13 protein-coding genes are annotated in these 15,583 nt (G+C 67.4%); 8 read left to right on the forward strand and 5 right to left on the reverse strand.

All coding sequences use genetic code 11. The features are described 5' to 3' along the window. Positions 1 to 20: 20 nt before the first annotated feature. A complete protein-coding gene (locus tag V8246_RS12735) occupies positions 21 to 3,728 on the reverse strand; it encodes an indolepyruvate ferredoxin oxidoreductase family protein (RefSeq protein ID WP_336189492.1) in 3,708 nt (1,235 codons plus the stop codon). Between the two features lie 175 nt (positions 3,729 to 3,903). Between V8246_RS12735 and V8246_RS12740 the strand changes: the two genes are divergently transcribed. The 6 genes from V8246_RS12740 (at position 3,904) to V8246_RS12765 (ending at position 8,428) form a co-directional block, all read left to right on the forward strand. After that, positions 3,904 to 4,518 (forward strand): tetratricopeptide repeat protein, encoded by a 615-nt coding sequence (locus tag V8246_RS12740; RefSeq protein ID WP_336189533.1) that lies wholly within the window; start codon positions 3,904 to 3,906, stop codon positions 4,516 to 4,518. Positions 4,519 to 4,585: 67 nt separating this feature from the next. Then, complete coding sequence (locus tag V8246_RS12745) at positions 4,586 to 5,287, forward strand: 2OG-Fe(II) oxygenase family protein (RefSeq protein WP_336189493.1); 702 nt, start codon at positions 4,586 to 4,588, stop codon at positions 5,285 to 5,287. Between the two features lie 55 nt (positions 5,288 to 5,342). Then, positions 5,343 to 7,058: a gamma-glutamyltransferase gene (ggt, locus tag V8246_RS12750; RefSeq protein WP_336189534.1), complete on the forward strand. Its 1,716-nt coding sequence runs from the start codon at positions 5,343 to 5,345 to the stop codon at positions 7,056 to 7,058. A 121-nt stretch (positions 7,059 to 7,179) separates the two neighbouring features. Beyond that, positions 7,180 to 7,596, forward strand: a complete 417-nt coding sequence (locus tag V8246_RS12755) for a hypothetical protein (protein WP_336189494.1) — start codon at positions 7,180 to 7,182, stop codon at positions 7,594 to 7,596. A gap of 48 nt (positions 7,597 to 7,644) precedes the next feature. Beyond that, positions 7,645 to 7,875: a DUF1653 domain-containing protein gene (locus V8246_RS12760; RefSeq protein ID WP_336189495.1), complete on the forward strand. Its 231-nt coding sequence runs from the start codon at positions 7,645 to 7,647 to the stop codon at positions 7,873 to 7,875. Positions 7,876 to 7,882: 7 nt separating this feature from the next. After that, on the forward strand, positions 7,883 to 8,428 hold the full coding sequence (locus V8246_RS12765) for a DUF1697 domain-containing protein (protein WP_336189496.1): 546 nt from the start codon (positions 7,883 to 7,885) through the stop codon (positions 8,426 to 8,428). Positions 8,429 to 8,517: 89 nt separating this feature from the next. Here V8246_RS12765 and V8246_RS12770 read toward each other — a convergent pair whose 3' ends face one another. From V8246_RS12770 to zwf, 4 genes are all read right to left on the reverse strand, one after another. Beyond that, the gene (locus V8246_RS12770; RefSeq protein ID WP_336189497.1) at positions 8,518 to 10,239 is read right to left on the reverse strand and encodes an ExeM/NucH family extracellular endonuclease; all 1,722 of its coding nucleotides are present in this window, start codon (positions 10,237 to 10,239) and stop codon (positions 8,518 to 8,520) included. A gap of 178 nt (positions 10,240 to 10,417) precedes the next feature. Continuing rightward, positions 10,418 to 10,936, reverse strand: a complete 519-nt coding sequence (locus tag V8246_RS12775) for a c-type cytochrome (protein ID WP_336189498.1) — start codon at positions 10,934 to 10,936, stop codon at positions 10,418 to 10,420. A gap of 165 nt (positions 10,937 to 11,101) precedes the next feature. Next, a complete protein-coding gene (pgl, locus tag V8246_RS12780) occupies positions 11,102 to 11,815 on the reverse strand; it encodes a 6-phosphogluconolactonase (protein ID WP_336189499.1) in 714 nt (237 codons plus the stop codon). Between the two features lie 88 nt (positions 11,816 to 11,903). Next, complete coding sequence (zwf, locus tag V8246_RS12785) at positions 11,904 to 13,382, reverse strand: glucose-6-phosphate dehydrogenase (RefSeq protein ID WP_336189500.1); 1,479 nt, start codon at positions 13,380 to 13,382, stop codon at positions 11,904 to 11,906. Positions 13,383 to 13,506: 124 nt separating this feature from the next. Between zwf and V8246_RS12790 the strand changes: the two genes are divergently transcribed. Together V8246_RS12790 and V8246_RS12795 are read left to right on the forward strand one after the other, a co-directional pair. Next, positions 13,507 to 14,256 (forward strand): GntR family transcriptional regulator, encoded by a 750-nt coding sequence (locus tag V8246_RS12790; protein WP_336189501.1) that lies wholly within the window; start codon positions 13,507 to 13,509, stop codon positions 14,254 to 14,256. A 544-nt stretch (positions 14,257 to 14,800) separates the two neighbouring features. Next, positions 14,801 to 15,583, forward strand: a 783-nt coding sequence (locus V8246_RS12795) for a hypothetical protein (protein WP_336189502.1), incomplete at its 3' end; no start/stop codon positions are given.

Here is a 15,583-nt window from a genome sequence, read left to right on the forward strand (position 1 = left end):
CAGCCGGCGAACGCCATCCTTCAGGCGGCCTGTACGATATGCAGCGACTTCGGATTGCGCCACAGGCCCAGCAGTTCCGCTTCGCGGGCCTTGGCGGCGTGCAGGTGTTTTTCCTTGACGTGTCCGTAGCCGCGAATGTGCTCCGGGATGCTGGCGATCTCCACCGCCAGCCCCAAGCGATCGGCATCCAGTGCGGCCAGCAGTTCGCCCACGGTCTTCTCGTAGTCGGCAATCAGCTGGCGCTCACCCTTGCGCTCGTCGGTGTAGCCGAACACGTCGAAGGTGCCGCCACGCAGGAAGCGCAGCTTCGCCAGCAGGCCGAAGGCCTTGAACACCCACGGGCCGTATTCCTTCTTCATCAGGCGGCCGTGCGCATCCTTCTTGGCGAACAGCGGCGGCGCCAGGTGGAAGTGCACTTCGTAGTCGCCTTCGAATTGTTGCTCCAGCCGGCGCTTGAACTCGCCGCTGGTGTACAGGCGCGCGACTTCGTACTCGTCCTTGTACGCCATCAGCTTGAAGAAGTAGCGGGCGACCGCTTCCGTCAGCGCGGTCGAACCCGGCGCGCGGGTGTTCTCGGCGGTGCGCACCCTGGCCACCAGGTCGGTGTAGCGCGCGGCGTAAGCGGCGTCCTGATATTCGGTGAGGAAGGCGCTGCGGCGCGCGATCAGTTCGTCCAGCGAGCGCGACAGGCGCAGATCGTCCAGCGGCAGGAACGCGACATCGTCGCCGTTCGCGCCGTCCTCGGGCAGGCCGCGCAGTTCGCTCTCGTTGCCGGGATTGCGCGGCGCGGCGTTCGCGCCCCACTCGGTGCTTTCCCATTCGCCCGGCGGCAGCACCTGCAGGGCGCGCGGGGTGCGCTCGCTCTCGGTCTGTGCATTGCGGATCAGCCCGGCGGCCTCCTGCACGGCCTGCGGGTTGACGACCGCCAGCCGGCCCCAGGCGAAGGCGGTCCTGTTCATCTCGATGGCGGCGCCGTTGAGCTCGACGGCGCGCATGATCGCCTCGAACGAGATCGGCACCAGCCCTTGCTGCCAGGCATAGCCCAGCATGAACAGGTTGCTGGCGATCGCATCGCCCATCAGCGCGGTGGCCACCTGTGTGGCGTCCACGAGCATCGGCTCGCGGCCGCCGAGGGCGACCTTCACTCCGGCGATGATGTCGGTGGCCGGGAACTGCATGTCCGGATGCGTGGTGAACGTGCCGGGCATCGCCTCGTAGGTGTTCAGCACCACCTGCGAGCGCTCGCCGCGCACCTTCGACAGCACCCAGTAGTCGTTGACCACCACCATGTCGCAGCCCAGCACCAGGTCGGCCTCGCCGGCGGCGATGCGGACGGCGTGGATGTCTTCGGGCGTGCGCGCGATGCGGATGTGCGTGGTCACCGCACCCCCCTTCTGCGCCAGGCCGGTCTGGTCGAGCACGCTGGCGCCCTTGCCTTCCAGATGGCCCGCCATGCCGAGCAGGGCGCCGATGGTCACCACGCCGGTGCCGCCGACGCCGGTGATCAGGATGTTCCAGGGCTGGGCCAGGTCCGACTTGAACGCCGGCGCCGGCAGTGCGGCCAGCAGGTCGGCGGCATTCGCCTTCTTGCCCTTGCGCGGATTGCCGCCGTGCACGGTGACGAAGCTGGGGCAGAAGCCGTCGACGCAGCGGAAATCCTTGTTGCAATTCGACTGGTCGATCTCGCGCTTGCGGCCGAACTCGGTTTCCTTCGGCAGCACCGACACGCAGAAGCTCTTCACGCCGCAGTCGCCGCAGCCTTCGCAGACCAGCGTGTTGACCATCGTGCGCTTGGCCGGGTCCGGCAGCTTGCCGCGCTTGCGGCGGCGGCGCTTCTCGGTGGCGCAGACCTGGTCGTAGATCAGGATGGAGACGCCCTTCACCTCGCGCAGGCGGCGCTGCACGTCGTCCAGGTCCTTGCGGTCGAAGAACTCCACCCCCGAGGGGAAGATCTCGCGCTTGCTCCACTTGCCCACTTCGTCGCTGACCACGACGATGGTGTCCACGCCCTCGGCGCGCATCATGTGCGCGATCTGCGGCACCGACAGCGTGCCGTCCACCGGCTGGCCGCCGGTCATCGCCACCGCGTCGTTGTAGAGGATCTTGTAGGTGATGTTCACCCCGGTGGCCACCGACTGGCGCACCGCCAGCGAGCCGGAGTGGAAGAACGTACCGTCGCCCAGGTTCTGGAAGACGTGTTCGGTCTCGGTGAACGGGGCCTGCCCGGACCAGGTGACGCCTTCGCCGCCCATGTGGGTGAAGGTGTCGGTGTTGCGGTCCATCCACGTGACCATGTAGTGGCAGCCGATGCCGCCGAGCGCGCGCGAGCCTTCCGGCACCACCGTCGAGGTGTTGTGCGGGCAGCCCGAGCAGTAATGCGGCACGCGCGGGAAGTTCGCGCGCGGCAGCGCCATCTCGGCTTCCTTCTCTTCCATCCAGCGCAGGCGCTGTTCGATGGATTCCGTCGTGAAGAAGCGCTGGATGCGCTTGCCGATGACGCCGGCGATGGTGGCCGGCGTCAGTTCGCCGGTGGACGGCAGGATCCACTCGCCGCCTTCGTCGTACTTGCCGACGATGGACGGGCGTGTGCCCGCGCTGGCCGGCCAGTTGTAGAAATACTCCTTCATCTGCCGCTCGATGAAGGCACGCTTCTCCTCCACCACGACGATGTCTTCCAGCCCCTTGGCGAACGCGGTGATGCCCACCGGTTCCAGCGGCCAGGTCATGCCCACCTTGTAGACGCGGATGCCGATGTCGGCGCAGGCTTGCTCGTCCAGGCCCAGGTACTCCAGCGCCTGCAGCACGTCCAGGTAGCTCTTGCCGGTGGTGACGATGCCAAGGCGCGCGCGCGGCGAATCCAGCACGATCCGGTCCACCCCGTTCGCGCGGGCGAAGGCCTGCGCCGCGGCGACCGCGTACTTGTGCAGGCGCATCTCCTGGTCCAGCGGCGGGTTCGGCCAACGGATGTTGAGGCCGCCCGCGGGCATGGCGAAATCCTCCGGCAGCACGATCTCGCGCGCGAACGGGTCCACCTGCACCGACGCCGACGACTCCACCGTCTCAGCGATCGTCTTGAAGCCGATCCAGCGGCCCGTGTACCGGCTCATCGCCCAGCCCACCAGGCCCAGGTCCAGGATGTCCTGCACGCCGGCCGGGTTGAGGATCGGCATCATCGCGCTGACGAATTCGTCCTCCGAGCCGTGTGGCAGGGTGGAGCTGCGGCAGTTGTGGTCGTCGGCCGCCAGCGCCAGCACGCCGCCGAACTTCGAGGTGCCGGCCGCGTTGCCGTGCTTGAACACGTCGCCGCAGCGGTCTACGCCGGGGCCCTTGCCGTACCACATGGAATACACGCCATCGACCTTGGCGCCAGGGAACAGGTTGGTCTGCTGCGTGCCCCACACCATCGTGGCGCCCAGGTCCTCGTTCAGGCCGGGAGTGAACTTCACGCCCGCTGCCTCCAGATGCTTGCGCGCGCGCCACAGCTCCAGGTCGAAGCCGCCCAGCGGCGAGCCGCGGTAGCCGCTGATGAAGCCGGCCGTGTTCAGGCCCGCGGCCTGGTCGCGCAGGCGCTGCATCAGCGGCAGCCGGACCAGCGCCTGCACGCCGCTCAGGTAGATGCGGCCGTCGGTGCGGGTGTACTTGTGCTCCAGCGTGTAATCGCTGTCGATCACCCCGAGCTGCGGCGTGTTGGCGGACGAGGGTGAGGTGAGTTCGGCGGTGCTGGTCATGGCGGGCCCGTGCAAGCGGCTGGCGAGGCCCGACAACCCCCGGGCGCGAAGGCGCGCATTGTAACAGCGCCCTTTTCTGTGACGTCGGTCACTTCGTCATTGTGCGTTGCAGCGGTTAGCATGGGGTCGGGGTACATCGGCTGTCTGGGGGACGTTCGTGAAATCCGGTAAGTGCATGCTGCTGGCCGCCGTGCTGGCATCCCTGGTGTTCTCCGCGCACGCACAGAGCGTGCCGAAGCCCAAGGAGTTCTATTTCGACGAAGACAAGACGACGGCGCGACCGATCGTCGTGGTCGAGGGCGAGGGAGAAGCCCAGGTGCAGGCACTCGTGCGCGAACGCGACCGCGGCCGTCGGCAGCTCGAGGCCACCGCGCAGCTGGCCCACATCGCTTACGGCGACGGACGTGCCGACCTCGGCGGCCAGCTCTACCAGCAGGTTCTGGCGCAGACGGATGCCAAAGGCACACTGGGGCGCGCCGTGCGGTGGAACTATGCGTGGGACCTCTTTCGCGCGGGCCAGGTCGAGCCCGCACTGACGCGCTGGGTCGAAGTCGCCAGCGCCTACGGATCACCCTCGTGGGCCCCGCCCACGTTGGCGCTGGCACTGTGGCGCCTGGACCGGAAGCAGGAAGCGGTCGCCTGGTTCGGCGCCGCCGTGCGCACGGAACCCGCCGTGTGGATCGACGCACGCAATTTCGCCTCGCAGCTCCCGGACTGGAAGCAGGAAGATCGCGACACGCTGGCGGAAGTCCTCGCCGCCTGGCAGGCCAATCCGCCAACCTGGCCCTGACCGCATGAGACAATAGACCGCGTGGGCGGCTGCGTTGTGCGGCTGCCGGAATGGCACATGCCTCGCGATGATCAACAACGACCTCCGCATCGAGTCCTATCGCGCGCGCCTGGATGCGGTCGGTAGGGTCCAGATTCCGGCGTTCCTGCAGGAGTCGTCCGCGGAACGTCTGCGGCAGTGCCTGAGTCGCGAAGTACCGTGGGAGCCCGGCCAACGTAGCGACAGGCCGCCACTCCTGTCATCCACCGCTCAAGAACTGTCTCCCCTCCAGCAGGATCGGGCTCGCCTCATGGAGGCGGTACGCAGGGCGATGAGCGGGTTCGAGTTCTTCTTCGATCGTTTCAAGATGATCGAAGCGCGCCGTGACGGAATGCATCCTGAGCTGGTGCTGCACGTGGTGGTGGATTTTCTGAACTCGCCGGACTTCCTGGCCTTTGCGCGCGAACTTACCGGCGATCACGGTATCCGGATGGTAAGCGCGATGGCCGTGCGCTACCGTGCCGGCCACTTTCTCCGTATGCACGACGACAAGTCGCACGGGGAAGACCGCGCGTTCGCCTACGTCATCAACCTGGGACGCAACTGGGAAGCCGACTGGGGTGGTCTGCTTCAATTCGTCGATGATCGGCAGAACGTCGTCGAAACATTCACTCCGCACTGGAACAGTCTCAGTCTGTTCCGCGTACCACAGGCGCACCAAGTCAGTCAGGTGGCGCCTTGGGCGGGAGATCACCGTTACAGCATCACCGGCTGGTTCCGCCGCAGCTGACGTGTCCGCGCGCGGGCACTTTCCCTTTGCTCGTGAGGAGTTCCCGATGTTCCTGATGCGTCCGCTGACCTCTTGCCTGCTGTTTGCCGTCGCGCTGCCTGCCTTCGCCGCCGACCGCATCGCCGGTCGTTCGTTCGCCACCCGCTCCGATGTCATCGCCCCGCACGCGATGGCGGCCACCTCGCATCCGCTGGCCACGCAGATCGCGCTGGACGTGATGAAGCAGGGCGGCAGCGCGGTGGATGCGGCGATCGCCGCCAACGCCGCGCTCGGCCTGATGGAGCCCACCGGCAACGGCATCGGTGGCGACCTGTTCGCCATCGTGTGGGACCCGAAGACGAAGCAGCTGCACGGCTACAACGGCTCCGGGCGTTCGCCGAAATCGCTGACGCTGGATTACTTCAAGCAGCACGGCATCACCGACATTCCCGCGCACGGGCCGCTGCCGGTCAGCGTGCCGGGCACGGTGGATGCGTGGTTCGCGCTGCACGGGCGCTTCGGCAGGCTGCCGGTGAAGGACCTGCTGGCACCCACGATCCGCTACGCGCGCGAAGGCCACCCGGTGCACCAGACGATCGCCTACTACTGGGAGCGGTCGGTGCCGCGGCTGTCGAAGTTCCCCGGCTTCACCGAGCAGTTCACCCTCGACGGGCGCGCGCCGCGTACTGGCGAGATGTGGAGGAACCCCTATCTTGCCGACACGCTGCAGAAGATCGCCGACGGCGGTCGCGACGCGTTCTACAAGGGCGACATTGCCCGCACCATCGACGCCTACTTCAAAGCCAATGGCGGCTTCCTGTCGTACGAAGACATGGCCGCGCACCACGGCGAGTGGGTCGAACCTGTCAGTACCAATTACCGCGGTTACGACGTCTGGGAGCTGCCGCCGAACGGGCAGGGGATCGCGGCCCTGCAGATGCTCAACGTGCTGGAAGGCTACGACTTCTCGAAGATTCCGTTCGGCAGCCCCGAACACGTGCACCTGCTGGTGGAAGCCAAGAAGCTGGCCTTCGCCGATCGCGCGCGCTGGTACGCCGACCCCGCCTTCCAGCCGGCACCGGTCGCGCGCCTGATCTCCAAGCCGTATGCGCGCGAACGCGCCAGGCTGATCTCGCCCGACAAGGTGCTGCGCGAAGTGCAGCCCGGCACGCCGAAGGAACTGGACGAAGGCGACACCATCTACCTGACCGTCGCCGACCAGGACGGGATGATGGTCTCGCTGATCCAGTCCAACTACCGCGGCATGGGCAGCGGCATGGCGCCGACGGGCCTGGGCTTCATCCTGCAGGACCGCGGCGAAATGTTCGTGCTGCAAGGGTGCGACGGTGCCGCGCCGCATCCCAACTGTTACGCGCCGGGCAAACGCCCGTTCCACACCATCATCCCCGCCTTCATCACCAGGGATGGCAAGCCGTGGGTCAGCTTCGGGGTGATGGGCGGCGCCATGCAGCCGCAGGGCCACGTGCAGATCGTGATGAACCTGGTCGACTTCGGCATGACCTTGCAGGAAGCCGGTGACGCACCGCGCATCCAGCACGACGGCTCGACCGAACCGGTCGGCAGCGCCACCGCGATGACCGACGGCGGCGTGGTGCAGCTGGAATCCGGCTTCCCTTACGAAACCGTGCGCGCGCTGATGGACAAGGGTCACCACGTCGAATGGGCACTGGGGCCCTACGGCGGCTACCAGGCGATCAAGCGCGACCCCGAGACCGGCGTGTACTACGGCGCCAGCGAGAGTCGCAAGGATGGGCAGGCCGCGGGGTATTGAGGGGCTCGAAGGCACTTCAAAAGTGGGGGATGAACTGAGTGAGCCCCAACGTCACTGCCGTGGAACGTCTGCGTGTTGGGGGTTATAGGCTCACCTCAACCTGTGGCAACTCACCTGACACATGGAACTGGAGACTTGGATGCGCGACGGAATGATCGTGGCACTACTGATGTGGATGGCCTCTCCTGCAATCGCTAACGAGGCGAAAGGAGAGCGCTGGCAAACATTGTGGGAGAAGCAAGCGGCACAGACCGCGACATGGGAGGGCTCCTCCTATGAACAGCGATTGATTGCCAGCCACAATGCGTTCTGGCCAAGCCTGTATGCCAAGTGCTCTGGTGCAGCAATTGAAGGGGGCGTCAACGAGTTCAACGCGGTGGCGGTGATAGATGCGGAAGGTAAGGTCATCGAGTTCGTGATCTTCTCGAACAACGAGGCGTTGAACTGTTTCTCCAAGGAAATGGTCGGCAGAGAATACCCGGCTCCTCCTGTTGCGCCTTTCCATGAAGGATTCACGATCACCCTGACGAAGCACTGATGAAACAACGGGCTTCGCTTAACGCGCCCTGCGAATCCGGACATGCACATGGCCAAGCTCCCCGCCCTCCCCGAACTCGCCCCCGGTCTCTACCGCCACTACAAGGGCAACGACTACGAAGTGATCGCGCTGGCACGTCATAGCGAGACGCTGGAGCCGGTGGTGCTGTACCGCGCGCTGTATGGCGAAGGCGGCTTGTGGGTGCGGCCGTACGCGATGTTCTGCGAAGAGGTGGTGGTAGACGGGCGCAGTGTGCGGCGCTTTGCACCGATCGGATGAGCCGCCCATGACCACCTACATCGCCCTGCTCCGTGGCATCAATGTTGGCAAGGCCAAGCGCATCGCGATGGCGGACCTGCGCGCGCTGCTGGAAGGGCTGGGCCATGCCGACGTCGCCACGCTGCTCAACAGCGGCAACCTGGTGTTCCGCTCAAACAAGAAGACGCCCGCGAAGATCGCCGCGGAGATGTCCGCCGCGATCGCTGCGCAGCTCAAGATCGACGTGCCCGTCATCGTGAAGTCGGCGAAGGACCTGGCCACGATCATCGACGACAACGCGCTGGCCGATGCGGCCGCCGATCCCTCACGCCTGCTGGTCGCCTTCGTGCAGGAGGCCGATGCACTGCCGGCGCTGTCCGCCATCGCACCGCACGTGGTGCCGCCGGAACAGTTCCTGCTCGGACGCGAAGCCGCCTACCTGCATTGCGCGCGCGGCATCCTCGAAAGCAAGGCCGGCGAGGCGTTGGTGGGCAAGGCCGGCAAGGCCGCCACTACCCGCAACTGGGCCACTGTGCTGAAACTGCAGGCGCTGGTGGAGAAGATGGACGGGTGACGTGCCCTGTTCCGTGGGAGCGACGTCAGTCGCGATGATCTACCGCGAAGATGTCATCGCGACTGAGGTCGCTGCACAGGCGAGGTCGCCTACAGGTCGAATCCCAGCAGCAACGGGTCGTGATCGGAGCTGCGGAACGGCACCGTGGGGTCGCCGTCGGCGTAACCCTGCGCATCCTGCTCGTCGGCGTTGATGTGCCACTCGGCGGCGCCGCGCAGCTGTTTCGCCAGTGACGGGCTGAGCAGAGCGTGGTCGAGGCGACCGGTGAGGCCGTTGTAGACGTAGCTGTAGGGTTGCGCGATACCGGCCTGCGCGAACGCATCCACCCAGCCTGCGTCTTCGCGCAGCCAGCGCACCGGGTCTTCCATCGCATAGGCGTTGAAATCGCCGAGCATCACGATGCGGTCGCTGCGCGTGCGCGTCGGGTCGGTCTTCAGCCAGGCATCCAGGCGCTTCGACGAATCCACCCGCAGCGCGTTCCAGCAGCCGGCGCCGTCCTTCTGGTCGGCGTCCAGGCCGGTGGCTTCCGAGCAACCTTTCGACTTCAGATGATTGGCGACCACGACGAAGGGCTGGCCGCTGCCGCGTACGAACGCCTGCGCCAGCGGGCTTCGACTGCGTTCGCCGAACGGACCTTCCTGCAGTGTGGCGGGTTTGCCGGCGGGCTTCACTTTGTCGCTGCGGAAGATGATGCCCACGCGGATGGTGTCCGGGCCGGGGCCCTGCTTGGCGTCGACGAAGCGCCAGGTGCCACCCCCGACATTCAGCGCAGCGACCAGCTGCGCGAGGCTGGAGTCGGCGCCGTAGCCATCGTTCTCCAACTCCATCAGCGCGGCGATGTCGGGATCCAGGCCGCGGATGGTGGTGACCAGCTTCGCCATCTGCGCCTTCAGCTGTTCCGGCGTCTTGGCGCCGCGCTCGGTGGGAAACCCACCGCCGCGGCCGTCGCCGTTGAACAGGTTTTCCAGATTGAACGCGGCGATGCGCAGGTTGCCGGCGACCTGCGGCGCGGCCGGGCGTTCCGGTGCAGCGATCGTCGGCGCGTTGGTGAGTTGCAGGCGCCAGCTGCCCAGGCGCTGTTCCACGATGCCCTGCACGCCGGTCAACACGGTGCCGGTGCGCAGCGGCTGGCCGTCTTTCACGTACCACACGCCGGCGGGGTCGCGTTGGGCGCTGCCGTCGTCCAACAGCAGGGTGCGGCGCGCGTTGTCCGCCGCGAGGCGCTGGGCGTCGGCGCTGCCGGGTACGGCGAGTTCGCTGGGCTGCCAGAGGCGGCCGTCGAAGCTGGCGATCAGCTCGCCGAAGCGCTCGAGCGTGTGCGTCCCGCTGAGCGTGAGCGGGGCGTCGATGCGGACCAGCATGCCTTCCAGCGGTTCCCAGTCAGCGGGCCGTGCGGTCAGCACGGTGGGCGCGATGCGGCCGGTGCCGCGCGGCTGGATCACCGGAGCATGCAGCGCGGTCAGGGTGTCGTCGCCCCCGGCCTTGCGCTCGCCGACGATGCCGCGCACGCGGATGCGGTCGCCCACCGTGAGAACAGGGGCGGGTGTGCCGTCTTCGAAGGCGACGAACAGCGCGTCGGACGTCGTCGCCTTGCCGTCGCCGGCGTCCTGCACGAACACGCCGCCCATGTCGGCGAAGGCCGCGGTGACCAGGCCTTCGACGGTGACGGCCTGTCCGTCCAGCGGGCTGCGCGCGCCATCGCCCTGCACCTCGCCGATCGGCACGATGCGCTCCTTCGGTGTGGCCGCGCAGGCGGGCAGGGCGAGGGTGGCGAACAGGGCGAGGGTGAGCAGCGAGCGGGGAGATGTCATCGAGAGGCGACCGTTGAAGCGAGGGGGCAAGGGTAAGCGGAATGGGTGACGGGCAGAGGCGATGCCTGCGTGGCGCCCTCGCGCCGTGTGCGGAGGGAAAGACACTCACGTCAACGTGGCGTGCCGCGCAAACAAAAACGCCGCCCCAGGGGCGGCGTTTCATGAAAGGCGCGACGCCTTACTTGCTGTTGGCCAGCATCCAGTCGACCGTGGCCTTCACCTGCTCGTCGGTCAGGGCCGGGTTGCCGCCCTTCGGGGGCATGATGCCGCCGTCCGGACCGGTGAAGCCCTCGATGGCGTGCTTGTACAGCATGTCCACGCCCTTGGCCGCGCGCGCGCCCATGCCGGCGGCATTCAGCATGGGGGCCTTGCCCACGCCGTTGGTGTGGCAGGCGCCGCACAGGTTCTTGTAGATCTCGCCACCGTCCAGGGTGCCGCCGTAGGCGACCTGGGACGAAGCCGCGGCCGCGGCGGCCGCGGCGGCCGCGGCCTGCGCCGCCGCACCGGTTTCACCGGCGTAGACCGCGCCGGCGGGGGCGATGCGCGCCTCGGTGATCTGGGCGGCCTTGGGGTTCACTTCCGGCGGCAGGCTGTCGTGCAGGAAGTACGCGCCGACGATCAGGCCCGCGGTGACCAGCATCAGGAAGCCGATCACCATCGAGAAATGCTTGAGGAATTCGAGGTCGTAGTTACGCACTTTCCACCTTTGGCAGCACGGCCACGAGGCCGTGCATGGCTACGAAACGGGGGCCGGCGGACGGCGCAGGGCGCGATCCTGGCGGGACCGGGCGCCGGAACGCCGCGGGCAAGGCGGCATTATAAGCAGTGAGGCCGTCTTTGCCTCAACACCGGCGCGTGGCGGTCACTGCGTCAGATAGACCTGCAGCGGGGCGCGAAGGGCCTGCAGTACGGCGCGGATGGGATAGCCGGCGCCGGCCCCCTGGCCCGAAAGAGCCTGCTGCAGCACCTGCCGCTTCTCGCCGCCCTCGATGTGCAGGTACAGGCGGCCGGCATCCCGCAGCACGGGCAGGGTCAGGGTGATGCGCGGTTCGCCTGCGCCGGGGGCGCGCATCGGCAGGACGGTGGCGGTCGTGGCTAGGTCCATCGCGTCGGCGAGACGGTCGCCGCCGGGGAAGAACGAGGCGGTGTGCCCGTCCCCCCCCATGCCCAGCACGACCACGTCGAGCGTGGTCGGCAGGGCGGCTGTCAGGTCGGCCAGCACCTCGTCCGGTGAAGCCGTCGGGCGGTACAGCGGGACGAAGTTGGCGTCCGCCGCCGCATCCTGCAGTAGATGCTCCTTCACCAGCCGGGCATTGGAGCGCTCATGGCGGTCATCCACCCAGCGCTCGTCGACCAAGGTGAGGGTGACGTTCGCCCAGTCCAGCGGCTGTCGCGACAGCGCCTGCAGGAAGCGGCGCGGAGTGGTGCCGCCGGACAGGGCGATGCTGGCCTGGCCGCGCAGCGCGAGGGCGGTGCGCAGGTCGTCGGCCACGGCCTGGGCCAGCGCCTGGGCGACGGCGTCGCCGTCCGGGAACGGGTGCAGCTGGATCTGCAGCGAAAGATCGGTGGGGGGCATGGGGCGACTCGGGAGTGGGGGCTTCCCGGGGGAAGACAGGTTGGCGTGAGGTGCCGGATGAAGGCCCCGCAGGGCGGGGCTGGAGACGTCAGACGGTGTCTTCGTGCCAGGTGCGGCCGTCGCGTTCGACCAGCGCCACGGCGGCGCTGGGACCCCACGAGCCGGCGGTGTAGGGCTTGGGCGCGTCGCGCAGGTTGTCCCAAGCCGACAGGATGGGGTCGATCCAGGCCCAGGCGGCCTCGACCTCGTCGCGGCGCATGAACAGGGTCTGGTTGCCGCGCACCACATCCATCAGCAGGCGCTCGTAGGCTTCCGGCTGGTGCACGCCGAAGGCCTCGGCGAAGCTCATGTCCAGCGGCACGTGCTGCAGGCGCAGGCCGCCCGGGCCCGGGTCCTTGATCATCAGCCACAGCTTGACGCCTTCGTCCGGCTGCAGGCGCAGCACCAGCTTGTTGCCCATCACCGGGCCGGCGCTGTCGTCGAAGATCGAGTGCGGGATCTGCTTGAAGGCGATAACGATTTCGGACACGCGCTCGGCCAGACGCTTGCCGGTGCGCAGGTAGAACGGCACGCCGGCCCAGCGCCAGTTGTCCACTTCCGCCTTCAGCGCCACGAAGGTCTCGGTGCGGGAATCGGGCTTGCCCAGTTCCTCCAGATAGCCGGGCACGGCAGCGCCGCTGCTGGCGCCGGCCCGGTACTGCCCGCGCACGGACAGATGGGCGACGTCTTCGCCGCGGATCGGCTTGAGCGAGCGCAGCACCTTGAGTTTCTCGTCGCGCACCGCATCGGCCTGCAGCGCCGCCGGCGGTTCCATCGCCACCATGCACAGCAGCTGCAGCAGGTGGTTCTGCACCATGTCGCGCAGCGCGCCGGAGGTGTCGTAGTAGCCGGCGCGCTTCTCCAGGCCGACGGTTTCGGCCACGGTGATCTGCACGTGGTCGATGCGGCTGGCATTCCACAACGGCTCGAACAGGATGTTGGCGAAGCGCAGCGCCAGCAGGTTCTGGACCGTTTCCTTGCCCAGGTAATGGTCGATGCGGAAGATCTGGCTTTCGGCGAACGCGCTGCCCACGGCGTCGTTGATGACGGCGGCGCTGGCCGAATCGTGGCCGATCGGCTTCTCGATCACCACCCGGGCGCTGCCGGTATTCAGGCCGTGCGCGCGCAGGCGGTCGCAGATGGCGACGAACAGGGTAGGGCTGGTGGACAGGTAGAAGACACGGATGCGCTCGCCGGTGGCCAGCAGGCGGGTGGCGAACTCGTCCCAGCCCTCGTCCTTGGTGGCGTCCAGGGCCAGATACCCCAGCTTGTCCAGGAAGGCGGGCAGCTTGGCCTGGAGGGCTTCGTCGGCAGCGGCGATCCGGGCCAGGGCTTCGCCCACCTTTGCACGGTACTCGGCATCTCCCTGCCTGTCGCGGGCTACGCCCAGGATGCGGCTGTCTTCCGGGATCTGGCCGTCGGCATACCGGCGCAGCAGGCCGGGCAGCAACTTGCGCAGCGCCAGGTCGCCCGTGCCGCCGAAGATGACGAGATCGAAGGGGTCGACGGGCAGGGTCTTCGCGGTCACGGACGTGTCTCGACGCAACGGGGATGAGTCGTCACCATACCACCGCGGTACCACGGGATGCCAACAGGTCCGCTATGTGAAGGGTTTGTTGCCATATTGGTACGTCACTGGTATCTTGAGGTTTATGCAAACCAATCTGCTTGAGGAATACCAGCGGCTGCAGACCGGTGAGTCCACCCGGGCTGTCGCCTACCTGCGCCTGCGCCGCGCGCTGCAGAACCTCATGGATGCCGGGGTGTTGCGGCCCGGTCAGGCGCTTCCCAGCGAGCGCGACCTGGCCCAGCTGCTGGACCTGTCGCGGGTGACCATCCGCAAGGCATTGGCCGGCCTGATCGAGAGTGGTCTGCTGGTACAGCGACAGGGGGCGGGTACCTTCGTGGCCGAGCGGATCCTTCGGCAGTTCTCCCGTCTGACCAGCTTCACCGACGACCTGCGCGAGCGCGGGCTGAACCCGCAGGTGAAGTTCCTGGAGCGCACCGTCGGCGAGGTGACCCCGGAAGAATCGATGGCCCTCAACCTGTCCCCGGGCAGTGGGGTGGTACGCATGTACCGCCTGCGGCATGTCGATGGCTCTCCGATCGCCATCGAGCGCACCCTGGTGCCGTACGCGCTGCTGCCGGAGCCGGACAGCGTGACGACCTCTTTATATGAAGCGCTGGATGCCTATGGCCACCGGCCCAAGCGGGCCCTGCAGCGTCTGCGGGCCGTGGCGCTGGATGAGGAGGCGGCCCGCCACCTCGAATTGCCGGTGGGCGCGCCGGGCCTGCTGGTCGAGCGCCGTGCCTTCCTGGAAGACGGACGGGTCGTCGAGTCCACCCGGTCCTACTATCGTGGCGACGCCTACGACTTCGTCGCTGAGCTTCAGAGCGACTGACGCCTGCCGCAGGCCCTGACAGGCCTGCTCACCCCCGCCCCCGGACCCCTCGGCCTGCCACCTCCCCGGTGGCGGGATGCCCGCGCGTGTGCGTTGGGCGGGCTCCGCTCCGTGCAGGTTTCAGCTTGCACCCGTCAGAAAGCCGACGCATGGCGTGTTAAAAACGTGATGAAGTACATGAATTTACTGTTATGCGGCTACAATTTGGCGCTAATATTTCATAAATACGTAATCGCGATCACACTTTATTGTTCCATGTCCTCTTTGCGTCATGGCACGCGAACTGTGACGTACGCCCCGAAAAATGCCACACGCAATGCGTGGCACGGAGGGGGCGGCAACCAAGACAGCCTTGGGGGAGGGCAGTCCCCGGCTGGCTCGTTCGGATTCAGCGCAAGGGACCACCGTGTACGGCCTGACCTCTTCTTTCAAAGCGGCTCTTCTTCGCCACCTGGTGACCACATCGGGTCTGGCGCTGGTCACGTTGGCAACGCTTGCACCCGCCTTGGCGCAGACTCAGCGCCAAGTTCAGAACACTGCCACGGTGGCCTTGCCCCCCGGCTCTCCGGTCGTCGAGAGCAACACGACGAACAACACGTCCACCGCGACGGTCCACGTGCTGGCGCGCCTGACCCTGGTCAAGCAGGTGGTCAACGACCAGGGCGGCACCGCAGTTCCTACGGCGTGGACGCTGGTCGCCACCGGTAGTACCGCCACGATTTCGGGTGCCACCGGCTCGGCCGCCGTCACCGGCGCCATGGTACCGGTAGGAATCTATGCCCTCTCGGAAACGGGTGGGCCCTCCGGCTACGCCGCCGGGACGTGGAGCTGCGTCAAGAACGGCGGCGCCGCGGTGTCCGCCAACAGCATCAGCCTGTCCGGCGGCGATGTCGCCACCTGCACCATCGTCAACGACGACCAGGCGGCCACGCTGACGCTGGTCAAGACGGTCATCAACGACAATGGCGGCACCGCCACGGTCGCCGACTTCCCGTTGACGGCGAGCGGCCCGACGCCGATCACCGGCGTGTCCGGCACGGCGGCGGTGACCAATGTTCCGGTCAGTGCTGGCGTGTACACGCTGTCGGAAGTGACGGCCGCCGGCTACACCGCCGGCGCATGGAGCTGCTCGGCCGGCACCCTGTCCGGTAGCCAGCTGACCCTGGCCAACGGCCAGAACGCCACCTGCACCATCGTCAACGACGACCAGGCGTCGACGCTGACGCTGGTCAAGACGGTCATCAACGACAATGGCGGCACCGCCACGGTCGCCGACTTCCCGTTGACGGCGAGCGGCCCGACGCCGATCACCGGCGTGTCCGGCACG

The organism is Pseudoxanthomonas sp. F11, from assembly GCF_037046485.1.
GTDB lineage: Bacteria > Pseudomonadota > Gammaproteobacteria > Xanthomonadales > Xanthomonadaceae > Pseudoxanthomonas_A.